At 70.0% G+C, this 20,986-nt stretch carries 24 protein-coding genes; 5 read left to right on the forward strand and 19 right to left on the reverse strand.

Annotation, left to right across the window (positions count from 1 at the left end):
- Positions 1–54: 54 nt before the first annotated feature.
- Positions 55–1,251 carry a metallophosphoesterase family protein gene (locus DW296_RS12575; protein WP_168429034.1) on the forward strand — a complete coding sequence of 399 codons (1,197 nt, stop codon included), beginning with the start codon at positions 55–57 and terminating at the stop codon, positions 1,249–1,251.
- Positions 1,252–1,315: 64 nt separating this feature from the next.
- Here DW296_RS12575 and DW296_RS12580 read toward each other — a convergent pair whose 3' ends face one another.
- Positions 1,316–1,990 carry a DsbA family oxidoreductase gene (locus tag DW296_RS12580; RefSeq protein WP_136052498.1) on the reverse strand — a complete coding sequence of 225 codons (675 nt, stop codon included), beginning with the start codon at positions 1,988–1,990 and terminating at the stop codon, positions 1,316–1,318.
- Between the two features lie 52 nt (positions 1,991–2,042).
- On the opposite strand from DW296_RS12580, the gene DW296_RS12585 reads away from it, so the two are divergent.
- Positions 2,043–2,651 (forward strand): AAA family ATPase, encoded by a 609-nt coding sequence (locus DW296_RS12585; protein WP_136052499.1) that lies wholly within the window; start codon positions 2,043–2,045, stop codon positions 2,649–2,651.
- Here the strand turns inward: DW296_RS12585 and DW296_RS12590 are convergent.
- Entirely contained in the window at positions 2,594–3,394 is an 801-nt protein-coding gene (locus tag DW296_RS12590; RefSeq protein WP_071329502.1) for an isoprenyl transferase, read from the reverse strand. The genes DW296_RS12585 and DW296_RS12590 overlap by 58 nt on opposite strands.
- Positions 3,391–4,134: a DNA repair protein RecO gene (gene recO / locus DW296_RS12595; RefSeq protein WP_025103676.1), complete on the reverse strand. Its 744-nt coding sequence runs from the start codon at positions 4,132–4,134 to the stop codon at positions 3,391–3,393. Before recO ends, DW296_RS12590 begins: the two co-directional genes overlap by 4 nt.
- Positions 4,135–4,168: 34 nt before the next feature.
- Between recO and DW296_RS12600 the strand changes: the two genes are divergently transcribed.
- The gene (locus DW296_RS12600; protein ID WP_136052500.1) at positions 4,169–4,861 is read left to right on the forward strand and encodes a trimeric intracellular cation channel family protein; all 693 of its coding nucleotides are present in this window, start codon (positions 4,169–4,171) and stop codon (positions 4,859–4,861) included.
- Positions 4,862–4,927: 66 nt separating this feature from the next.
- Here the strand turns inward: DW296_RS12600 and DW296_RS12605 are convergent, their stop codons facing one another.
- Positions 4,928–5,641, reverse strand: a complete 714-nt coding sequence (locus DW296_RS12605; protein ID WP_136052501.1) for a TetR/AcrR family transcriptional regulator C-terminal domain-containing protein — start codon at positions 5,639–5,641, stop codon at positions 4,928–4,930.
- Positions 5,642–5,707: 66 nt separating this feature from the next.
- Here DW296_RS12605 and DW296_RS12610 point away from each other — a divergent pair, with 66 nt between their 5' ends.
- On the forward strand, positions 5,708–6,088 hold the full coding sequence (locus DW296_RS12610) for a VOC family protein (RefSeq protein WP_136052502.1): 381 nt from the start codon (positions 5,708–5,710) through the stop codon (positions 6,086–6,088).
- Between the two features lie 73 nt (positions 6,089–6,161).
- Here the strand turns inward: DW296_RS12610 and leuA are convergent, their stop codons facing one another.
- The gene (gene leuA, locus DW296_RS12615; RefSeq protein WP_136052503.1) at positions 6,162–7,916 is read right to left on the reverse strand and encodes a 2-isopropylmalate synthase; all 1,755 of its coding nucleotides are present in this window, start codon (positions 7,914–7,916) and stop codon (positions 6,162–6,164) included.
- A gap of 191 nt (positions 7,917–8,107) precedes the next feature.
- On the opposite strand from leuA, the gene DW296_RS12620 reads away from it, so the two are divergent.
- Positions 8,108–8,758: a hypothetical protein gene (locus tag DW296_RS12620; protein ID WP_240743085.1), complete on the forward strand. Its 651-nt coding sequence runs from the start codon at positions 8,108–8,110 to the stop codon at positions 8,756–8,758.
- Here the strand turns inward: DW296_RS12620 and DW296_RS12625 are convergent.
- The 14 genes from DW296_RS12625 to DW296_RS12690 form a co-directional block, all read right to left on the reverse strand.
- On the reverse strand, positions 8,755–9,696 hold the full coding sequence (locus DW296_RS12625; protein WP_136052505.1) for a quinone oxidoreductase family protein: 942 nt from the start codon (positions 9,694–9,696) through the stop codon (positions 8,755–8,757). The genes DW296_RS12620 and DW296_RS12625 overlap by 4 nt on opposite strands.
- Positions 9,697–9,740: 44 nt before the next feature.
- Positions 9,741–10,211: a hypothetical protein gene (locus DW296_RS12630; RefSeq protein ID WP_136052506.1), complete on the reverse strand. Its 471-nt coding sequence runs from the start codon at positions 10,209–10,211 to the stop codon at positions 9,741–9,743.
- Positions 10,208–11,188 (reverse strand): hypothetical protein, encoded by a 981-nt coding sequence (locus DW296_RS12635; protein WP_136052507.1) that lies wholly within the window; start codon positions 11,186–11,188, stop codon positions 10,208–10,210. Before DW296_RS12635 ends, DW296_RS12630 begins: the two co-directional genes overlap by 4 nt.
- A complete protein-coding gene (locus DW296_RS12640; protein WP_136052508.1) occupies positions 11,188–11,709 on the reverse strand; it encodes an RNA polymerase sigma factor in 522 nt (173 codons plus the stop codon). Before DW296_RS12640 ends, DW296_RS12635 begins: the two co-directional genes overlap by 1 nt.
- Before the next feature lie 54 nt (positions 11,710–11,763).
- Positions 11,764–12,660: a GTPase Era gene (gene era / locus DW296_RS12645; protein ID WP_136052509.1), complete on the reverse strand. Its 897-nt coding sequence runs from the start codon at positions 12,658–12,660 to the stop codon at positions 11,764–11,766.
- The gene (locus DW296_RS12650) at positions 12,653–13,945 is read right to left on the reverse strand and encodes a hemolysin family protein (protein ID WP_136052510.1); all 1,293 of its coding nucleotides are present in this window, start codon (positions 13,943–13,945) and stop codon (positions 12,653–12,655) included. The genes era and DW296_RS12650 overlap by 8 nt, the downstream gene beginning before the upstream one ends.
- Complete coding sequence (ybeY, locus tag DW296_RS12655) at positions 13,942–14,403, reverse strand: rRNA maturation RNase YbeY (RefSeq protein ID WP_025103688.1); 462 nt, start codon at positions 14,401–14,403, stop codon at positions 13,942–13,944. Before ybeY ends, DW296_RS12650 begins: the two co-directional genes overlap by 4 nt.
- Entirely contained in the window at positions 14,400–15,425 is a 1,026-nt protein-coding gene (locus DW296_RS12660; protein ID WP_240743087.1) for a PhoH family protein, read from the reverse strand. The genes ybeY and DW296_RS12660 overlap by 4 nt, the downstream gene beginning before the upstream one ends.
- A gap of 46 nt (positions 15,426–15,471) precedes the next feature.
- Positions 15,472–15,819, reverse strand: a complete 348-nt coding sequence (locus DW296_RS12665; RefSeq protein ID WP_136052512.1) for an HIT domain-containing protein — start codon at positions 15,817–15,819, stop codon at positions 15,472–15,474.
- 37 nt (positions 15,820–15,856) lie between these two features.
- Positions 15,857–16,585, reverse strand: coding sequence for a 16S rRNA (uracil(1498)-N(3))-methyltransferase (locus DW296_RS12670; protein ID WP_136052513.1), 729 nt, complete (start codon positions 16,583–16,585; stop codon positions 15,857–15,859).
- Positions 16,586–16,587: 2 nt separating this feature from the next.
- The gene (dnaJ, locus tag DW296_RS12675) at positions 16,588–17,700 is read right to left on the reverse strand and encodes a molecular chaperone DnaJ (RefSeq protein WP_136052514.1); all 1,113 of its coding nucleotides are present in this window, start codon (positions 17,698–17,700) and stop codon (positions 16,588–16,590) included.
- Positions 17,701–17,736: 36 nt separating this feature from the next.
- Positions 17,737–18,768, reverse strand: coding sequence for a heat-inducible transcriptional repressor HrcA (gene hrcA, locus DW296_RS12680; protein WP_136052515.1), 1,032 nt, complete (start codon positions 18,766–18,768; stop codon positions 17,737–17,739).
- Positions 18,769–18,875: 107 nt separating this feature from the next.
- Positions 18,876–20,093: a radical SAM family heme chaperone HemW gene (gene hemW, locus DW296_RS12685; RefSeq protein ID WP_136052516.1), complete on the reverse strand. Its 1,218-nt coding sequence runs from the start codon at positions 20,091–20,093 to the stop codon at positions 18,876–18,878.
- Positions 20,093–20,746, reverse strand: coding sequence for a DUF1990 family protein (locus DW296_RS12690; protein ID WP_025103695.1), 654 nt, complete (start codon positions 20,744–20,746; stop codon positions 20,093–20,095). The genes hemW and DW296_RS12690 overlap by 1 nt, the downstream gene beginning before the upstream one ends.
- Positions 20,747–20,986: the final 240 nt, after the last annotated feature.

A 20,986-nucleotide genomic window follows, 5' to 3' on the forward strand; every position in this document is an offset into this window, starting at 1 on the left:
CGGCGTCCCTAGTCTCACCGCGGCGACACGCGCCGAAGACGAAGGAGACCACGCATGCCCGACCGACTGCCCCTCAGCCGGCGAACTGTCCTCACCGCGGGAGCGCTCGGTGCGCTCGGTACCGCCCTCCCCCTCGGCACCGGACCCGCCGCAGCGGCGATCGCCCCGGCGTCGCCGGGTGGCGGGCAGGCGCGGAGCCTGCGGTTCCGTGCCGACGGCACCTTCAAGGTCGTGCAGTTCAACGACACGCAGGACGACGAGCTCACCGACCGTCGCACCGTCGAGCTGATGGAGAAGGTGCTCGACCAGGAGAAGCCGGACTTCGTGGTCATCAACGGCGACGTGATCACGGGCGGCTGCGAGACGCGGCTGGCGGTGAAGCAGGCCATCAACAACGTGGTCATGCCGATGGAGTCCCGTCGCATCCCCTGGGCGGTCACATACGGCAACCACGACGAGGACTCGCTGCCCCAGTCCGGCGTCGACGAAGCCGGGATGCTGAAGCTCTACCGGTCGTACGAGTACAACGTGAACGCCGAGAACACGCGCGGCGTGACGGGTACGAGCAACACGATCGTGACGATCGGGTCCGCCGCCAAGAAGAACCGGGAGACGTTCGCCCTCTGGCTGATGGATTCCGGCCGCTACGCGCCGGACGCCATCGACGGCCAGGACTTCGCCGGCTACCCGGCCTGGGACTGGCTGCGGATGGACCAGGTGGCCTGGTATCGCGACCAGTCGCAGCGCCTGGAGCAGCGCCGTGGACGCAAGGTGCCCGGCCTCATGTTCCTCCACATCGCGCTGTGGGAGCACCGCTTCATGTGGTGGGGTGGTGTGGACACCCGTACGGCGGCCGACGCCGCGCGCGGCAAGGCCCGCCACGGCATCGTCGGGGAACGCAACGAGGACGAGTGCCCCGGGCCGTTCAACTCGGGCATGTTCAACGCGATCCTCGAGCGCGGCGACGTGAAGGGCGTGTTCGTCGGGCACGACCACGTCAACGATTACATGGGCGACTACTACGGCGTGATGCTGGGCTATGCCCCGGGAACCGGCTTCGGCGCCTACGGCCTCTCCGGTGCCGAGCGCAACCGCATGCGCGGGGGCCGGGTGTTCGAGCTGAAGGAGGCGGGCGACGACGTCGCCATCTCCACCAGGGTCGTCTACGCCAGGGACCTCGGCATCGACCTGACCGCGAACGACCAGCCGATGGAGCCGCTTCCCCTCGGCCCCCGCCAGCAGCGCCTCTGAGGCCGGGCAGCAGAACGGCGGGGACCCCCGACCCGGGGTCCCCGCCGTCGTCTGTCGATGCGGGTCAGGCCTCGACGGCCGTGCTGCGCTGCGCCCAGAGGTCGCGGATCACGTTCTCGAACGCGGCCGGCGGCTGCGCGCCGCTGATGCCGTACTGGCCGTCGACCACGAAGAACGGCACCCCCTGGATGCCATACGCGCGGGCCTGCGCCTGGTCCTGACGGACGTCGGCGAGGTACTGCTCGCTCTCGAGCGCGGCACGGGCGCGATCGGCATCGAGACCGACCTCGGCGGCGAGGGCGACGAGGTCGTCGATGCGCCCCACGTGCTTGCCCTCGGTGAAGTAGGCGGACATGAGCCGCTCCTCCATCTCGTGCTGGCGCCCCTCGGCCTTCGCGAAGTGCAGCAGCTCGTGCGCCTTCACGGTGTTCGTGTGCTGCAGCAGGTCGAACCGGTACTGCAGGCCCGCGTTCGCGGCGACGTTCGTGACGTTGGCCAGCATCTGCTCGACCTGTGTGCGCGGCATCCCCTTGTGGCCGGAGAGGAAGTCGATCTCGTCACCGTCGAAGTCGACCGGGGTGTCCGGGGAGAGCTCGAACGAGTGGAAGGTGACCGTGACCTGCGGAGCGTCCTCATCGGCGGAGACCGCCTCCAGCCCCTTCTCGAGGTTGCGCTTGCCGATGTAGCACCAGGGGCAGGCGATGTCGGACCAGATGTCGATGGAGATGGGTTCAGTCACACCGGGGACAACCGCTCGGGCGTCCGACGTATTCCGTCAGTAGAATCCTCGGATGCTCTCCGCCGACGATCCGCTGCCCTTCCGGCCCGCACGGGTGCTCGTCGCGGGGGTCACCGGCTCGGGGAAGACGACCCTGTCCCGACGGCTGGCCGCCCTCTGGGACCTCCGCCACGTGGAGATCGACGGCCTGTTCCACGGCCCGGACTGGACCCCGCGGGCGGAGTTCCTCGACGACGTGCGCGCCTTCGCGGCGGAGGAGCGCTGGGTGACCGAGTGGCAGTACACGAGCAAGGGGACCGACGAGATCATGACCCCGAGGGCGCAGCTCGCGCTCTGGCTCGACTACCCGTACCGCGTGGTGCGCTCGCGTCTGCTCCGACGCACCCTCAGCCGCAGCATCCTGCGCACCCGGATGTGGAACGGGAACGTCGAGAAGCCGATCTGGCACCTCTTGCGCAGCGATCCGGAGGCGAACATCCTGGCCTGGCAGACGAAGACGCTGCGAACCTGGGCGGAGCGCTTTCCGGAGGTCGAGGCGCGCTTCCCCCACCTCACGATCGTGCGACTCACGCATCCGCGCGAGACGGAGCGCTGGCTGCGGGCTCAGGCCGAGGTCGGGGTGTCCACCGCGCCGCCGAAGCGTCGGTCGCGGGAGAGGTAGACCCCGATCGCGCGCCAGAGCTCCTCGCGGGAGAAGTCCGGCCACAGGGTGTCCAGGAACACCATCTCGGCGTAGGCCGACTGCCACAGCAGGAAGTTCGACGTGCGCTGCTCCCCCGAGCTGCGCAGGAACAGGTCCACGTCCGGCATGTCCGGGACGTAGAGGTGACGACGGATCGTCTTCTCGCTGATCGCGTTCGGCTTCACCCGCCCGGCCGCGACATCGGCCGCGATGGCCCGCATCGCGTCGACGAGCTCGACCCGGCCGCCGTAGTTGACGCACATGGTGAGGGTGAGCACGTCGTTGTCGCGGGTGAGCTGCTCGGCGTACTGCAGCTCCTTGATGACGCTCCCCCACAGTCGCGGCTTGCGCCCCGCCCACCGCACGCGCACACCCCACTCGTTGAGCTGATCGCGGCGGCGGTGCAGGACATCGCGGTTGTACCCCATGAGGAAGCGGACCTCCTCGGGCGAGCGGGCCCAGTTCTCGGTGGAGAACGCATAGACCGAGAGGTGCTTCACGCCGGCCTGGATCGCGCCGGCGACGACGTCGAGCAGCACCTCCTCCCCGGCCTTGTGGCCCTCGATGCGGTTGAGGCCGCGGCGGTTCGCCCAGCGGCCGTTGCCGTCCATGACGATGGCGACGTGCTCCGGGACGGCCGGGAACGCGGGCGGGTACACGCCGGTCCAGTCGAGCGGCCGGTACGGCACGGCGTCCTTGTGCGTGTAGGGCTTCGGGCTCACCGTGCTCCTTCTCCGGGGGTGGACGACACGTGCGCGAGCGAGCGGATGCCCCGCTCCAGGTGCCACTGGGCGTACGCCGCGACGAGGCCCGACGCGGCGGCGGTGTCGGCGTGCGGTGCCGCGTCGATGAGGTCCCAGTCGCCACGGATCAGCGCGCGCAGCAGCGTGAGTGTCTTCTCGGCGATCCTTGGGCTCCCAGCGGGCGCGTCGGCGTGGCACACGAGTCCGCCCAGCTGCGCGACGAAGACGGAGTGCGGCCCCGGAGCCCCGCAGCGCGCGCAGTCCTCGAGGGACGGCGCCCACCCCGAGAGGGACATGACCCGCAGCAAGTACGAGTCGAGGATGCTGCGCGGCGCGTGCTCGCCGCGGGACAGCGCCCGCAACCCGCCGACGAGTAGGAGGTACTGCTCCGGGGTGGCCTCGGCGTCGCTGAGGCGGTCGGCGGTCTCGACCATGGCGTTCGCGGCGGTGAACCGGTCGTAGTGCGCGGCGATATCCGTGCCGTAGGCCCCGAGCGACTCCGCCTGCTGCACGATGTCGAGCGAGCGGCCTTCGTAGAGCTGTACGTCTGCGACCATGAACGGCTCGAGGCGGGAGCCGAACTTCGACGAGGTGCGGCGCACGCCCTTGGCGACCGCGCGCACCTTGCCGTGCCGCCGGGACAGCATCGTGACGATGCGATCCGCCTCGCCCAGCTTGTGGGTGCGCAGGATCACCGCTTCGTCTCGGTAGGTGGGCACCCTTCGATTATCCTCCGTGCGCGACAATGGACGCGTGACCGAACCGCTCTTCACCATTCCGCTGTGGGCGGACCTCCTCGGCGTCGGCCTCGGCGGAGTGCAGGGCGCGATGTTCGCCGCGGGATTCCAGGGCCAGCGCCGGCTCGACTGGCTGGGCGTCGCGATCATCGGGATCATGATCGGCATGGGCGGCGGTCTCATCCGCGACATCCTGCTCGGACAGACGCCCGCCACCCTGCAGAACCAGTGGTACCTGGTCACCGCAGCGGGTGCGGCCCTGCTCGGCATGCTGCTGGCCGGACTCTTCACGCGGCTCAACACGGCGATCGTGGTGCTCGACGCCGTCGTGATCGGGATGTTCGGCGCCTTCGGGACGAGCAAGGCCCTCGCCTTCGGCATCCCCGAGGTTCCCGCGGTCTTCATCGGCGTCTGCGCCGCGGTCGGCGGGAGCGTGCTCCGCGATATGCTGATGGGCCTGCCGACGGCGATCATGCACGTCGGCTCCCTGTATGCCGTGGCTGCGGCCGCCGGCTGCACGTTCATCGTCGTCGCGAACGCCGTCGGGATGCCCATCCCCCTCGCGGCCGTCATCGGCATCATCGTGACCGCCGTGATCCGGATCCTCGCGGTGACGTTCGACGTGTCGCTACCGGAGCAGCGCCGTCTCTACCGCCGCAAGGTCGCCGCGGAGACCGGTGCCATCCCGATCGTGAAGCCCCGAGACTGACTTCGAATCGCGCGATTGGCTCCATCCGGCGGCCGAATACGACCAATCGCGCGATTCGAAGGAGGGTCAGACGGCGGCGAGCCCGTCGATCACGCGCGCGAGGCCGAATTCCCACGCCGTTCGAGCGTCATAGGGCGCGCCCATGGCTTCCCCGGCAGCCTGGCCCACCGACCGGGCGAGCGGCAGGTCGTCACCCAGGTAGGCCGCCAGACGCGGTGCCGCCTCCGCCCAGGAAGCCGCGAACGACTCGGCACTCTGCTGCTCCCGCATGCGGGCCGCCGCGGAGAGGGTGAAGTCCAGCACGAAGCTCAACGCCGCGTCGCGCTCCACGGCGCCGAGACCGAGGCCGTCGAAGGCGTGGAGTTCCCGGTCGTACTTCGCGATGGTGCCCGGGCCGAGCGCGACCCGCGGATCGCGGATGTCGATGAGCCACGGGTGCGTCCGGAGGAGGCGCAGGTTGTCCTCGGCGATCGCCCGGACCGCGTCGCGCCATCCGGAGGCCTGCGCAGGCGCGACGAGCATCCTGGCGTGCATCGCGTCCGCCATCAGGACGAGCAGGTCGGCGCGGCTATTGACGTGCGTGTAGATCGACATCGGCGTCAGCTCGAGACTCTGCGCGAGAGACCGGATGGTCACCGCGCCGAGGCCGTCGGCGTCAGCCAACACGACAGCGCGGTCGACCACGTCATCCGTCGAATGACGCGCCTTCGGTCCGCGCTGTGGGGTCGCGGGAGCCACGGGGCTGTGCCGCCAGAGCAGATCGACGAGGTTCTTGGCCATCGGGAATAGCCTAGACCGCTCGCGCCTTAACCCTATACGCTGTACAGACTTTCGATAAGGAGAACCGTGAACATCACGCAGACCGCCCTCTCGCTCAACGTCCCCGACGTCGCCGCCTCCGCCGCGTTCGCCATGACGCACTTCGGGTTCGAGGAGGCGATGTCCGCGGAGGGCTTCGTCTCGTTGCAGCACCCGGGGCCCGTGCCGAATGTCATCTTCCTCGAGACGGGGCTGTCGACGTTCCGCCCGCAGGAGATCGCCGGGTCCGCCGGTCAGGGAACTCTGATCGTCTTCGTCGTCGACGAGATCGACCGGGAGTTCGCCCGTATCGCCGGCGCGGGCGCTCGCGTGGTCACCCCTCCCGAGACCGAACCCTGGGGCGAGCGGTACTGCCAGTTCGCCGACCCCAACGGCCTCATCTGGCAACTGGTGCAGTGGATGGACTGATCCCCCACTTCGAGTCGCGCGATTCGTCGCACCCGGCGGCCGGATACGACCAATCGCGCGATTCGAAGGAGGGTCAGACGGCGGCCAGCTCCTGCTGACGGCTGCGGATCGAACGGTTCACACCGGACACGATCGCCTTGAGCGACGCGGTCGAGATGTCACCGTCGATGCCGACGCCCCACAGGCGCTGATCGCCCACCTGCAGCTCGACGTACGCGGCGGCCTGCGCGTCCCCGCCGGCGCTGAGAGCGTGCTCGACGTAGTCGTAGACCGTGATGTCGAAGCCCTGTCCACGCAGCACCTCGACGAACGCGGCGACCGGACCGTTGCCGTTGCCAGAGACGGAGACCTCCTGGTCGTCGTCCCGCAGCACGACGTCGAGCACGACGTCGCCGGACATGTCGCTCCGGGTCTGCGTCGCGAGCAGCTCGAACCGGCCCCACTTCGCCTCGGTGTCGACGGCAGGCAGGTACTCGTCGGTGAAGATCGACCAGATCTGCTCGCTGGTGACCTCGCCGCCCTCGGCATCCGTCTTGGCCTGCACGACACCGGAGAACTCGATCTGCAGCTTGCGCGGGAGGTCGATCGCATGGTCGGACTTCAGCAGGTACGCGACGCCGCCCTTGCCGGACTGCGAGTTCACGCGGATGACGGCCTCGTAGGAGCGACCGAGGTCCTTCGGGTCCACGGGCAGGTACGGCACGGCCCACTCGATCTCGTCGACCGTCACGCCCTGCGCCTCGGCCTTGGCGGCCATGGCCTCGAAGCCCTTCTTGATGGCGTCCTGGTGCGAGCCGCTGAACGCCGTGAAGACGAGGTCCCCCACCCACGGGCTGCGCTCCGGAACCGGCAGCTGGTTGCAGTACTCGACCGTGCGCTTGACCTGGTCGATGTCGCTGAAGTCGATCTGCGGATCGATGCCCTGCGTGAACATGTTGATGCCCAGCGCGACGAGGTCGACATTGCCCGTGCGCTCCCCGTTGCCGAACAGGCACCCCTCGATGCGGTCGGCTCCGGCCATGTACCCCAGCTCGGCCGCGGCGATCGCGGTCCCGCGGTCGTTGTGCGGGTGGAGCGACAGGATCACGTTCTCGCGGTGGTTCAGGTGACGACTCATCCACTCGATCGAGTCGGCGTAGACGTTCGGCGTCGCCATCTCCACCGTCGCGGGGAGGTTGATGATGACCTTGCGGTCCGGCGTGGGCTCGAAGATCTCGATGACCTGGTTGCAGACGTCGACCGCGAACTCCAGCTCGGTGCCGGTGTAGCTCTCCGGGGAGTACTCGTAGTACACCTGGGTGTCCGGGATCGTCTTCTCGAACCGACGGCACAGCCGGGCGCCCTCGAGCGCGATGTCGGTGATGCCCTGCTTGTCGGTGCGGAAGACGACCTCGCGCTGCAGAACGCTCGTGGAGTTGTACAGGTGGACGATGGCCTGCTTCGCACCGGCGATGGCCTCGTAGGTGCGGGCGATCAGGTGCTCGCGCGCCTGCGTCAGGACCTGGATCGTGACGTCATCCGGGATGACGTTCTCCTCGATGAGCTGGCGCACGAAGTCGAAGTCGGTCTGGCTCGCCGAGGGGAAGCCGACTTCGATCTCCTTGTACCCCATGCCGACGAGCAGCTCGAACATGACGCGCTTGCGCTCGGGCGACATGGGGTCGATGAGGGCCTGGTTGCCGTCGCGGAGGTCGACGGCGCACCAGCGGGGCGCCTCGGTGATGCGGGCATCGGGCCAGGTGCGGTCAGGCAGGTGGACGTTGATCTGCTCGTGGAAGGGCCGGTACTTGTGGATCGGCATCGCGGACGGGCGCTGGGTGTTCTGCATGATGGGGCTTCTTCTCTTCGTCAAGATGTACGGGCCAACACAAGCGCCGCGACGAGGAAGGCCCTAGCTTTAGGACTCGTCGCGGCAGCTAAGAAGAAGCAGACCGCCGAAAGGCATGTGGTCATGCTAGCAGGGAAGCCGCGGGCGTTTCGACGTCTGAGACGATGCGTGCCCGCGCGACACTGGTCGGTATGAGCATCCTCCGCGACCGCCCTGTCACCGCCGTCGGGGTCGCGACGGCAGTGCTGTTGCTGCTGGCCGCCTGTGCCACCGCGCCGGGAGCGGCCGCTCCGCCGACCAGCACGACCGTCCCCTCGGACATGCTCCTGGAGGAGGCGGAACCCGCACCACCGAAGGGGCACGTCGTCGCCACGGGAACCGTGCTCGATGAGTCCGGGGACGTGCGGCTGTGTCTCGGCGCGATCCGCGAGTCGTATCCGCCGCAGTGCGACGGCGTCCCGCTCGACGAGTGGAGCTGGGACGGTCTGGACGGCCGCGAGGCGTCCGGCGAGACGCGGTGGGGGGCCTACGCGGTGACCGGTACCTGGAACGGCGCGCGATTCACGCTGACCGATCCCCCGGCGCTCCTCGCCCTCTACGATCCGATGGCTCCGGAGGATCCGACGGCCGGCGTCGACGGCACGAGCTCGGCGGACGAGCTGGATCGGGTGCAGAACGACATCATCGGACGTCTCGGCGCGGACGCGCTCGCCGTGTCGGTGGACCGTGGCTACGTGTGGCTCCAGGTCGTCTGGGACGACGGGGCGCTGCAGGACACGGTCGATGCCGAGTACGGCGAGGACGTGGTCATCGTGACCTCAGCACTGCGGGAGACCGGTTAGCCCTCGGGGATCAGCGCGGGCTTGCCGCCCGGGTGCCCGGCGGCGAGGAGGCGATGCGCCTCTGGCGCGTCGGCCAGCGGGAAGGTCCGTGCCACAGGGACCACGAGGTCGCCGTTCTGCGCCAGAGCGAGGAGTTCGCTGCGCACCTCGTCGCGGAACCGGGCGCTCTCCGGCATCGACCCGGCGATCGTGAGGAAACCCTCGGCGGACGCCCGCGACGGGTTCGCGATCGTGACGACCCTCCGGCGGTCCGCCACCAGGCTCAGGGAGACGTCGACGGCCTCGTCGGTCCCCACGGCATCGAGAGCCGCGGCGACCGGCCCGTCCGCCAGCGCGCGCACCCGATCGACGAGGCCCGGACCGTAGGGCACCGGGATACCGCCGAATCGCCGCACCTCGTCGAAACGCTCAGGGCTCGCCGTGCCGATAACCCGGATGTCCCGGAGCCGTGCCTGCTGCAGCACGCTCACACCCACCGCACCGGACGCCCCGTGCAGCAGGACCGTCTCCCCCGGCGTCGCCCCCGTGACGGCGAGCATCTCCGCGGCCGTCGTGCCGACGAGCAGGAGGTTGGCCGCTTCCGGGTGGGTGAGCGTCGACGGCTTCGCGAACACCTTCGCCGCGGGCACCGTGACCTCGGTCGCGTAACCGCCCCGCACGCGGAACGCCACGACCTCATCGCCCACCTCGGCCTCACCGGAACCGATGCGGGTCTCGGGGCCGATCGCCGCGAGCTCACCCGAGACCTCGTATCCGATGGGCACGGGGAACTCGAGCCCCGGCCGGGCGGCGGCCACATGCTTCGCGTCGGCCGGATTCACCCCCGCGGCCCGCACCCGGATCGTGACCTCGCCCTCGCCCGGCTCCGCGGGCTCGTGCTCCTCGAACGACCACGACTCGGGAGGTCCCGCCGCCCTCGCCACCCAGTGCCCCGCCATGCTCCCGCCCCCTCGTCGTCTCACGTACGGGCCTGCCCCGACTCTCAGAGGAAGCAGCGGATGTTGGTCGCCGAGCCGGAGACGTTGCCCCAGGCATTGGCGTTGACGGTCGCGAGCACCGAAGTCCCGTTGCGCACCTGCATGTACCCCGAGGTCCGCGCGTTCGCAGCGGAACGGGTGGCGAACGACGAAGGGATGGTGATGGTGGTGCAGCTCCCCCAGCTCAACATGCCACCACCGAGGTTGGAGGCGTTGTACGCGCAGATCCGCCCGGTCGCGCAGGAGCCGACGGAGCGCGCCGCGACCCGCGACGTCGCCGGGGCCGGTCGGTACTCCATGTCGAGCTTCGGCCAGACGGCGCTGCCGCCGTCGGTCACCACACCCCCGGGAACCTCTTCGAGCAGCTGGGAGAGCTGGGGATCGACGGGCTCCTCGCCTGCCGCGACGGCGGGCCCGCCGGTCGCGACGAGAGCCAGGGCCACGAGAACCGCGGTCAGCGGTCGCGAGTGCTTCATTGCACGACCTCCTCAGGGATGTCCCACATCCGGTAGTCCACGACCGCCCCGGCCGGGAAGACGCCGTCGTCCTTCAGGACGGTTCGCTCGATGCCGACGATGCGGCCGGTGTCGAGGGACACCAGAAGGTCGTCGCTCACGACGCCGTCCGCGGACAGCACTCGGATACCGGCGACAGGACGCCCGAGGCGGTCGGTGGACTCGCCGAGCGCCTGCGCCCCTCCGGACGCCTCGATGAGCGTCAGCACCGCGGCGTGCTGCGCGTTGGTGAGCGTCCACTGACCGAAGACCGAGGTGAGGGCGGTCACCACCTCGAAGGCCGTCGGATCGTCCGGCATGCCGAACGCCCCCAGGAGCGCCCGCACGTCGGCGGCGGAATCCCCCGGCGCGGCGACGACCGGGGTCTCGAACTCGCCGGGGGCGAACGTCACGCGCGAGGCCACCTCGCCGCTGCTCACGATCTCGGAGTCGCCGTTCGCGACCGCGTCCTCGGGATCGTACGGGACGCCGTTGATGGCGAGGGCCTCCCCGGAGAGGTCTTCCCGCCAGGTGAACGTCGAGAACTGCGGCATGACCTCGGTGCGCCCCGTGTCCATCTCCGCGTTGAACGACCAGGAGGCGGTCCGCACCGAGCGCTCCGGGTCGGCGGGCGGCGCGAACACCGTCAGTTCGGTCTCCGCGTCGGCGACGATGTCGCTCAGAGAGCCGGTGCTCTCGAAAACCAGCGGCGACGGAGTACCCGCAACGGCGGACTGCGGCGGAGTGAGGGCCGCGAAGGCGATGGCGACCGACGCCGCGGCAGCGGTCAGCCCTGCCGCCCAGCCGATCGTCCTGGCTCGCCGTCGTCGCGGGGCACGCTTCGACCGGATGATGCGGTCGCGCGCGGCGATCGCGCGCGCGTCCGGCTCGGCATCGCGCGGCGTGCGCGCGGGATCGGCCTCCACGAGCACACGCTCGAGCAGGGCATTGTCAGACATCACGCACTCCCCGTCCCCTCCAGTCCCAGCGTCGCGCGCAGCCGTTCCTCGGCCCGCGCCAGCGTCTTCCGCACCCGGACCTCGGAAGCGCGCAGCAACTCCGCAATCTCCCCCACCGCGAGTCCGTCCCAGTACGTGAGCATGATGATACGCCGTTGCCCCGGAGTGAGGACACCCAAAGCTCTGAGCACTTCGCTGCGCCCGAACCCGCCGAGGGTCTCCGGGTCGCCGGAGAGCCCCGCGTGCACCGCGTCGACCGCACCGTGCGCGGTGGACGAACGCCGAGCCCGCGCGCGGAGCTGCCGGTCGGTCTGACGGAGCAGCCAGACCTTCCCCGGAGGCCGCGAGGGTCGCAGTCGCGACCACGTCACGAGGAACACCTCGGACACGATCTCGCTGACCTCGTCGTCATCCGGGACGACGCCCTCGATGTGGTGGCGCACTGTCGCCCAGTGCTCATCGAACACTCGTGTGAAGACCTCGTTCCGCAGCGAGCTCGGGTCTTCGCCGCGGCCGATCATGTCGGCGGGGTCGGCGGTCGGCCCGCCGCCTCCGACGTCCTGCTGTCCGGCATGTCAGAACCCGAGCCGCCCGAGCTGCTTGGGGTCGCGCTGCCACTCCTTCGCGACCTTGACGTGAAGCCCGAGGAACACGCGGGTCCCGAGGAGCTCCTCGATGCCGGCGCGGGCGCGCGCTCCCACGTCGCGGAGACGCTTGCCCTTGTGGCCGATGATGATCGCCTTCTGGCTGTCCCGCTCGACGACGATCGAGGCATGAACGTCGGTGAGGTCGCTGTCCTCACGCGGGGAGATGTCGTCGACGACGACGGCGATCGAGTGTGGCAGCTCGTCGCGCACGCCGTCGAGGGCCGCCTCTCGGATGATCTCGGCGATGCGGTCCTCGGTCGACTCGTCCGTGGTGACGCCCTCCGGATACAGCGCCGGACCCTCCGGCATGAGCTGCAGGATCTCATCCGCGAGCACCTCGAGCTGGTCGCGGGTCAGCGCCGACAGCGGGATCACCGCGGCCCAGTCCTCCCGGAGGGAGTCCACCTCCATCAGCCGTTCGGTGATCTCATCGCGACCCGCGGCGTCGGTCTTGGTGACGATCGCGATCTTCTGCGCACGCGGGTAGCCGTCCAGCGAGGCGGCGATGCGGCGATCGCCGGGACCGACCTTCTCGGTCGCGGGCACGCAGAAGCCGATCACGTCGACATCGCCCAGCACCTGCTCCACGAGATCGTTCAGGCGCTCGCCCAGGAGCGTCCGCGGCTTGTGGATGCCGGGGGTGTCCACGATGACGAGCTGTCCGTCGGGGCGGTTGAGGATGCCGCGGATCGCCCGGCGGGTGGTCTGCGGCTTCTCGCTCGTGATGGCGATCTTCTCGCCGACGAGGGCGTTGGTGAGCGTCGACTTGCCCACGTTCGGCCGCCCGACGAACGTCACGAACCCGCTCCGGGTGTCTTCAGTCATCGCGCCGTTCTCCTTCGTCCTGCACATCTTCGGGCTCTGCCGCCCGTTCCACGAACACCGTCGCGATCCCGCGTCCCCGCCCGCGGGAGGCCCCGCCGGTGAGCACGAGGCCGTGGACGGTCGCCGTCGCACCGGGCTGCGGCACCTGGCCGAGCGTCTTGCCGAGCAGGCCGCCGATGGAGTCGACGTCCTCGTCCTCGAGCTCCAGGCCGAACAGGTCGCCCACGTCCTCCAGCGAGAGCCGGGAGCTCACCCGATATCGACCGTCGCCCAGGTCGACGAACTCGGCGGATACCTGATCGTACTCGTCCGAGATCTCCCCCACGAGCTCCTCGATGAGGTCCTCCAGGGTCACGAGGCCGGAGATGCCGCCGTGCTCGTCGATCACGAGGCACACGTGCACGGCGTCGCGCTTCATCTGCTGCAGCAGGGTCTCCGCGCGCATCGACTCGGGGACGAACGTGGCCGGTCGCGCGATGGGGCGGATGGACGCCGCACGCCAGGCACTGTCGTCGCGGTAGGCGAACTGCACGAGGTCTTTGAGATACAGCACCCCGACGACGTCGTCGGCCTCGTCGTCGACGACCGGCATGCGGGACACGCCGCGATGCAGGAAGAGCGACATGGCCTCGTCGGTCGTCGCCTCCGCACCCACGGTGACCATCTCGGTGCGCGGCACCATCACCGCCCGGACGAACTGGTCGGTGAAGTCGAACACCGAGTGGATGAGGTCGCGGTCGTCCTCCTCGATGAGGTCGTTGGACGCGGCCTCGTCGACCATGCTCAGCAGCTGGTCCTCGCTGGAGAACGAACTGCGTCCGGTACCCGGCGTCACCCGGTTGCCCAGGACGACGAGTCCCTGGGCGATCGGCCCGAGGATGATGCGCAGCCCGCGGACGACGTTCGCGCTGCCCCGGATCATGCTCTCCGCATGCTGATGACCGAATGTGCGCGGACTCGCCCCGACGAGGACGAAGGTGATGCCGGTCATCAGGATGGCGGCGGCGAGCATGGCCCACCAGATGTTCTCGAAGAAGAGGGTGAACGCCACGGTCACGAGCACCGCGGCCGTCACCTCCGCGAGGACGCGGATGAAGGCGACCGCGTTGACGTGCGCGTCGAGATCGGCGGCGATCCGCTCCAGCGCCTTCGCGCGGCGGCCCTCCGTGGCCATGTCGGCCAGACCGGCGCGGGAGGTGACGCTGTACGCCGCGTCGATCGCGGCCATGAGGCCGCCGAACGCCACCAGCAGGACCGCGGCGACGAGCAGCAGCAGCTCCGTCATCGCCGGCGGCGCTCGGACGCGGCGAAGCCCTGGATGAGCTGCTTCTGCAGCCCGAACATCTCGCGCTCCTCGTCCGGCTCGGCGTGGTCGAAGCCGAGCAGGTGCAGCAGTCCGTGCGTCGTGAGCAGGATGAGCTCGTCCATGAGGGTGTGGCCGGCGGCCTGGGCCTGCGTCTCCGCGACCTGCGGGCACAGGACGATGTCGCCGAGCAGCCCGGGAGGCGTCGGCCGGTCCTCGGTGCCGGGGCGGAGCTCGTCCATCGGGAAGCTCAGGACGTCGGTCGGGCCCGGCTCGTCCATCCACTGCACGTGCAGCGCCTCCATGGCGCCCTCGTCGACGAGCACGATGGCCACTTCGGCGTCGGCGCTGACATGGAGCTGCGCGAGGTTGAAGTCGGTCAGCCGCTGCAGCACGGTCTCGTCGACGTCGATGGCCGACTCGTTGTTGATCTCGATCATGAGAGCCCTCGTTTCGGCATGCGGTCGCGTGGTCCTGGTCGCTGGGCGCCGCGGCGCTCAGCACGGTTGGCGAACTCGTGAGCCTGCTCGCGCTCGGCCCGCTGCGCCACGCGCCGCTCGTCGTACTCGCTGTAGGCGTCGACGATGCGCCCCACCAGGGAGTGCCGGACCACGTCGTCACTGGTGAGACGGGAGAAGTGGATGTCGTCGATGCCGTCGAGCACCCGGGTGACCAGACGGAGGCCGGACGCGCCCTGCGGGAGGTCGACCTGCGTGATGTCGCCGGTCACGACCATCTTCGTGCCGAACCCGAGACGCGTGAGGAACATCTTCATCTGCTCGGGCGTGGTGTTCTGCGCCTCGTCGAGCACAACGAAGGAGTCGTTGAGCGTGCGCCCGCGCATGTAGGCGAGCGGGGCGACCTCGATGGTGCCGGTCGCCATCAGGCGCGGCACGATCTCCGGATCCATCATCTCGTTCAGTGCATCGTAGAGCGGCCGCAGATACGGGTCGATCTTGTCGGTGAGCGTGCCGGGGAGGAACCCGAGGCGCTCGCCCGCCTCGACCGCCGGACGGGTGAGGATGATGCGGGTGACCTCCTTGCGCTGCAGCGCCTGGACGGCCTTCGCCATCGCGAGGTAGGTCTTGCCCGTTCCGGCCGGACCGATGCCGAACACGATCGTGTTCTCCTCGATCGCGTCGACGTACTCCTTCTGACCGAGGGTCTTCGGCCGGATCACCTTGCCCCGCGTGGAGAGGATCGCCTCACCCAGCACCTCACTGGGCCGCGGGCCGCCGTCCTGACGCAGCATGCGCGCGGAGCTGGACACGTCGCTCGGGGCGAGGTCGTGCCCGGCCTTCGTCATCGTGAGCAGCTCGTCGACGAGGTTCTTCGCCTTGGCGACGGCCTCGCGCTCGCCCGTGAGCGTGATCTCGTTGCCGCGGACGAGCACCTGCACGTCTCGGTGCTCGCGCTCCAGCATCCGCAGCAGCCGGTCCTGCGGACCGAGCAGCTGCACCATCGCGACGCCGTCGGCGTAGAGCCGTTCGGTGACGTTTTCCTGATCGTCAGAAGCCAACGAGCTTGTTCTCCTCGAGGTTGCCGAGCACATGGGCGTGCACGTGGAAGACGGACTGCGCGACGCTCGCGCCGTTGTTGAAGATGAGGCGGTACTCGCCGTTCGCGTGCTCGTCGGCGATGCGCTTCGCCGCGGCGACCATCTCGGCCAGCAGAGCGGGGTCCCCGGCCGCGAGTTCGGTGACGTCGCGGTACTCCTCGGTCTTGGGGATGACGAGCACATGGAGCGGCGCCTGCGGATCGATGTCGCGGATCGCGAAGACGCGGCCCGTGTCGAGCAGGATCTCGCCCGGGACGTCCCCGGTGAGGATGCGCGTGAAGATCGAGGGTTCGCTCATGCTCTCAGCTTACTGGGGGGACGCGCGGCGCGGCCGGTCACCACCGGCCGAGGGCGGCCGACAGCACGGCGATCGCCGCGGGACCCGCGGTCGACGTGCGCAGCACGGTGTCGCCGAGGAGAACGCGCTCGGCGCCCGCCGCCGTGAGCTTTTCGAGCTCCTCCGGAGCGATCCCGCCTTCCGGCCCCACCACGAGCACGAGGTCGCGGTCATCGGGAACGAGCGCGGAGAGCCGGGCGGGAGCGGTCGGGTCGAGCAGCAGCACCCGTTGCGTCGCCGCCCGGGCCGCGAGCTGCGCGGTCGACTCCGGCGCGGCCACCTCGGGCACCCAGGCCCGGTGCGCCTGCTTGGCCGCCTCGCGGACGATCGTCGCCCAGCGCTCGCGTCCCTTCACGGCCTTCGGTCCCTCCCAGCGGGACACGCTGCGCCCCGCCTGCCAGGGCACGACCTCGTCGACGCCGAGCTCGCACGCGGCCTGCACGGCGAGTTCGTCGCGGTCGCCCTTCGCCAGCGCCTGCACGAGCACGAGGCGCGGACTCGCGGGCTCGTGCTCGACGCGCTCGGCGATCCGGACGTCGACGCGCGACGGCGACACCTCTTCGGCGACGCCGGTCAGCCAGACGCCCCGGCCATCGCCGACCGTGACGGCCTCACCGACGCGGAGTCGCCGGACGACGGCCGCATGCTTCGCCTCGGCCCCGGTGAGCGCCACGAGACCGCCCACCGCGGCGTCGCCCGCGGATTCGACGAGGAAGTGCAGCGCCACGATCAGTGGGTGCGGAACCGGTCGCGGAGCTTGGAGAACAGGCCCTGCTGGAACTGCGCGAGCTGCGGGCCCGGCGCCTTGTTCTTCTTGGCGAAGTCCTCGATGAGCTTGCGCTGCGCGGAGTCGAGCTTGGTGGGGGTGACCACCTGCACGCCGACGCGGAGGTCGCCGCGCTGCGTGCCGCGCAGCGGCGTGATGCCCCGCCCCTTGACGGTCAGCACATCGCCGGACTGCACGCCCGCGCGGATCTCCAGGTCGACCTCCCCGTCGAGTCCCTCGATCGAGGTCTCGGTACCGAGGATGGCATCGGTCATGGACACCTCGAGCGTGGCGAGCAGGTCGTCGCCGTCACGGCTGAACGCGGGGTGCGGGTTGACCGTGACCTCCACGTAGAGGTCGCCGTTCGGGCCGCCCGCGCGGCCGACCTCGCCGGAGCCGGGGAGCTGCAGCCGCAGGCCGGTCTCGACGCCTGCCGGGATGTCGAGGGAGACCGTACGGCGGGAGCGGACGCGTCCCTGCCCGCCGCAGGTGCCGCAGGGGTACGGGATGGTCGTGCCGTAGCCCTCGCACGTGCCGCACGGCTGGGAGGTCACGACGTTGCCGAGGAGGCTCCGCACCTGACGCTGCACGTGACCGGTGCCACCGCAGATGTCGCAGGTGACCGGCGAGGTGCCCTCCTGGCAGCAGGAACCCTGACAGGTCTCGCAGAGCACGGCTGTGTCGACCTCGATGTCGCGGTGCGCACCGAAGACGACGTCGCCGAGATCGAGCGTGACCCGGACGAGCGCGTCCTGCCCGCGCTCACGCCTCGACCGCGGGCGGGCTCCGCGTCCGCCACCCTGCGACGCCCCGAAGAACGTCTCGAAGATGTCGCCGAAGCCGCCGAAGCCGCCGAAGTTGTTCGCGCCGTCGCCGCCGCCCATGTCGTAGCGGCGGCGTGACTCCTCGTCGCTCAGCACATCGTAGGCGTGCGTGACGAGCTTGAACTTCTCTGCGGCTTCCTCGCCCGGATTCACGTCCGGGTGGAGCTGCCGTGCCAGGCGCCGATACGCCTTCTTGATCTCATCGGTGGAAGCGTCCCGGGACACCCCGAGAACCTCGTAGTGGTCCGCCACAATCGCCCTTCTGCGTGTGTTTCCGTGGGGGCCGCCTCAGCGGCCGGCCTCGTCGTCGTCGAGCATCCGCGACAGGTAGCGGGCGACCGCCCGTGCCGCCGCGAGGTTGCTCGGATAGTCCATCCGGGTGGGCCCCATGACACCGACCCGCGCGGTCCCCGAGGGCGCCGCGTAGTTGCTGGCGACGATCGACGCCTCGCCGAGCCCGAAGGAGGCGTTCTCGGTGCCGATGCTCGCCGCGAGGCCGTGCTCGTCGGGCACCATCTCGCTCATCAGCCGCAGCAGCGTCACCTGTTCCTCGATGGCCTCGAGGAGGGGATGGATGCTGCCGCGGAAGTCCTGCTCGCGCCGCGCCAGCGTCGCCGCGCCCGCCATCACGAGCCGCTCCTGCCGGAAGCCGCCGAGTTCGTCGATCACGACTCCGGCGACTGCCCGGAGCACACGATCATGGGGCGTCTCCTCCGTGCCGACGAGTGCCTGAAGCCGGTCGGAAGCCGACGCGATCGCCTGCCCGGTGATGAGGGCGGACAGTCGCGCGCGAAGCACTGCGAGGTCCGCTTCGTCGATCGCGTCCGGCAGTGCGGTGATCCGCTGGGACACCCCGCCCGCGTCCGTCACGAGGACGATGAGGAGCCGGTTGGGGGCCAGCGTGACGAGCTCCACGTGGGTCACGTGCGCTCTCGCGAACGACGGATACTGCGCCAACGCGACCTGTCCGGTGAGTTGCGTGAGCACGCGCACCGTCCGGACCATCAGATCGTCGAGGTCGGCCGGATCGGCGAGGAACGACTCGATGGCGGAACGCTGCGCGGTGGAGAGAGGACGGAGCTGGGCGAGGTGGTTGACGAACACCCGGTAGCCCTTGTCCGTCGGCACGCGTCCGGATGACGTGTGCGGAGCCGTGATCAGCTCCTCGTCCTCCAGCTGCGCCATGTCGTTGCGGATGGTCGCTGCCGAGACGCCGAAGGAATGACGGTCGACGATGGAACGACTGCCCACGGGCTCGTGCGTCTCGACGTAGTCCTGCACGATCGCGCGGAGGACCTGCAGCCCTCGCTCTGTGACCATGGGTTCCCCTTCCCGCCGACCGGATGCTGGCACTCTGCCGCCCTGAGTGCCAATCCTACCTCCTGCGATCGGGAGATCTCCGAAGGCGGACAGCCCGGCGTCGCGGCTCAGTCCGTCAGCTCGCGCACGACGGCATCGGCGAGGAGACGGCCGCGGAGCGTGAGCTGGACGCGCCCGCGGATCGCCGCCGCCGCGTCGATCAGGCCGTCGGCGATGAGCCCCGCCACCCGCCCCCCGTTCTGCTCCGGGACGTCGGTCACCGCGATCCCCTCACGGATGCGACTGAGGAGGAGGATGCGCTCGAGCGTCTGCGCGTCCTGGTCCGGCCGCTCCCGCCCTGCCGCCGGCGACGAGGAAGCGGCCAGCCGCTGCGCGTAGGCAGCGGGATGCTTGACGTTCCACCACCGGAGGCCGGCGACGTGGCTGTGCGCCCCGGGGCCGAAGCCCCACCAGTCGCTCCCCCGCCAGTACGCGAGGTTGTGACGCGACCGCTCCCCCTCGCTGCGAGCCCAGTTGCTGACCTCGTACCACTCGAACCCGGCGGCGGCGAGGCGCTCGTCCGCCAGCTCGTACATGTCGGCCTGGAGGTCGTCGTCCGGGGTCGGCACCTCACCGCGGCGGATCTGACGAGCGAGCTTGGTGCCGTCCTCGATGATGAGGGCGTATGCGGAGATGTGATCGGACTCCAGGGCCAGCGCGGCGTCGAGCGAGGCCTCCCAGTCGGCGAGAGTCTCCCCCGGTGCACCGTAGATGAGGTCGACGCTGACCGCGAGTCCTGCCTCCTTCGCCGCGGCGACGGCGGTGCTGACGTTCTCGGGCCGGTGCGTCCGGTCGAGCGCGGCGAGGACGTGCGGGACGGCGGACTGCATGCCGATGGACAGCCTCGTAACGCCCGCCTCGGCGAGGATGTGCGCGACCTCCGGGGTCACGGTGTCGGGATTGGCCTCGACCGTGACCTCGGCGCCCGGTGCGAGTCCGAACGCCGCGGTGGCCGCTCCCAGCATGCGGGCGAGGTCTCCCGCGGGGAGCAGGGTGGGCGTGCCGCCGCCGAAGAACACCGTGTCCATCGGGCGCAGCGCTCCGGCCTCGTCCAGCACCGTACGCGCCAGGGCGATCTCGCCGATGAGGGTGGACGCGTAGTCCTCCTGCTTCGCCCCGCGCAGCTCGCCGGACGTATACGTGTTGAAGTCGCAGTAGCCGCAGCGCACCCGGCAGAACGGGATGTGCAGATAGGCGGAGAAGGGCGTCTCGGCGGAGATCGGAAGGTCTGCGGGGAGTCGTCCGTCCGCGGGCGCCGGATCCCCGAGCGGAAGTGGTCCCGCCATCACACCGGGGTCGCGTAGAGCGGAGAGATCGCGCGGAGGTAGCGCGCGAAGAGTTCGCGACGGCGGCGCTTCATCAGAGCGGGGACGAGACGGTAGAGCAGCGTGTTCGGGGCATCGAAGGCCCGCACCGTGAACCAGACCTCGTCGTTGTCCTCTCGCCAGTCCACGTCGAACGACTCCTCGCCGCTCACGACGGAGCCTCCGACCGTGCCCAGCACGAAGCCGATCCGCCGGGTCTCCTCGGTGACCGAGATCACGCGCAGCTCGGAATCGGCGCGCATGCCGCCGACGCGGCCTCGCAGGTGGAGCGTCATGCCCGCGCCCACGAAGGGCATCCCCTCCGCGTCGTACCGGGGCTCCACGTCGCGCTTGCTCGGCGCGATGGGATTGCCCTCGGCGTCGAAGCTCACGCCCGCATAGGCGGGACCGGGAGCAGGGCGGACGTCTTCCACGGACAGCCCGGCTGCACGCTGCGCCGTCCACGACAGCAGGGCTTCGCCGGCCGTCTGGAAACGCTCCTCGCCACTGCCGATCCGCCAGGATTCCTCCGCCGGGATGCTGCGCTCCGGCGGGTACTGCATCAGATCGGGGGCGTGGGTCGCACCCACGGCCGCATAGTCCACCGTGTCGTCTCGGAAAGTCCCGCGCCGCATGAGTTCCAGCCTACTTCGGGTTCCCTGAGCGAACACCCCCCGCGCCGCGCGCCGTCACATCCTCCGGGAAGCCCGGCCCCCCTGACCCCCTCCGACGCTGGGTCCCTGACCCTGTCGAAGGGTGGGTCCCTGAGCCTGTCGAAGCGTGGGTCCGAGAGCCTGTCGAAGGGTGGGTCCCAGAGCCGGTCGAAAAGTGGGTCCCAGAGCCTGTCGAAGGGTGGGTCCCTGAGCCTGTCGAAG

Source organism: Microbacterium sp. K36, from assembly GCF_004794355.1.
Taxonomy (GTDB): Bacteria; Actinomycetota; Actinomycetes; order Actinomycetales; family Microbacteriaceae; genus Microbacterium; species Microbacterium paraoxydans_D.

Excerpts from the sequence above, each read along its gene's own strand:
- DW296_RS12575 (WP_168429034.1), top strand. The coding sequence starts at position 55 with ATGCCCGACCGACTGCCCCTCAGCCGGCGAACTGTCCTCACCGCGGGA.
- DW296_RS12585 (WP_136052499.1), top strand. The coding sequence starts at position 2,043 with ATGCTCTCCGCCGACGATCCGCTGCCCTTCCGGCCCGCACGGGTGCTC.
- DW296_RS12605 (WP_136052501.1), bottom strand. The coding sequence starts at position 5,641 with ATGGCCAAGAACCTCGTCGATCTGCTCTGGCGGCACAGCCCCGTGGCT.
- leuA (WP_136052503.1), bottom strand. The coding sequence starts at position 7,916 with ATGCAGAACACCCAGCGCCCGTCCGCGATGCCGATCCACAAGTACCGG.
- DW296_RS12620 (WP_240743085.1), top strand. The coding sequence starts at position 8,108 with ATGAGCATCCTCCGCGACCGCCCTGTCACCGCCGTCGGGGTCGCGACG.
- DW296_RS12625 (WP_136052505.1), bottom strand. The coding sequence starts at position 9,696 with ATGGCGGGGCACTGGGTGGCGAGGGCGGCGGGACCTCCCGAGTCGTGG.
- DW296_RS12630 (WP_136052506.1), bottom strand. The coding sequence starts at position 10,211 with ATGAAGCACTCGCGACCGCTGACCGCGGTTCTCGTGGCCCTGGCTCTC.
- DW296_RS12635 (WP_136052507.1), bottom strand. The coding sequence starts at position 11,188 with ATGTCTGACAATGCCCTGCTCGAGCGTGTGCTCGTGGAGGCCGATCCC.
- DW296_RS12640 (WP_136052508.1), bottom strand. The coding sequence starts at position 11,709 with ATGATCGGCCGCGGCGAAGACCCGAGCTCGCTGCGGAACGAGGTCTTC.
- era (WP_136052509.1), bottom strand. The coding sequence starts at position 12,660 with ATGACTGAAGACACCCGGAGCGGGTTCGTGACGTTCGTCGGGCGGCCG.
- DW296_RS12650 (WP_136052510.1), bottom strand. The coding sequence starts at position 13,945 with ATGACGGAGCTGCTGCTGCTCGTCGCCGCGGTCCTGCTGGTGGCGTTC.
- ybeY (WP_025103688.1), bottom strand. The coding sequence starts at position 14,403 with ATGATCGAGATCAACAACGAGTCGGCCATCGACGTCGACGAGACCGTG.
- DW296_RS12660 (WP_240743087.1), bottom strand. The coding sequence starts at position 15,425 with ATGGTGCAGCTGCTCGGTCCGCAGGACCGGCTGCTGCGGATGCTGGAG.
- DW296_RS12665 (WP_136052512.1), bottom strand. The coding sequence starts at position 15,819 with ATGAGCGAACCCTCGATCTTCACGCGCATCCTCACCGGGGACGTCCCG.
- hrcA (WP_136052515.1), bottom strand. The coding sequence starts at position 18,768 with ATGGTCACAGAGCGAGGGCTGCAGGTCCTCCGCGCGATCGTGCAGGAC.
- hemW (WP_136052516.1), bottom strand. The coding sequence starts at position 20,093 with ATGGCGGGACCACTTCCGCTCGGGGATCCGGCGCCCGCGGACGGACGA.
- DW296_RS12690 (WP_025103695.1), bottom strand. The coding sequence starts at position 20,746 with ATGCGGCGCGGGACTTTCCGAGACGACACGGTGGACTATGCGGCCGTG.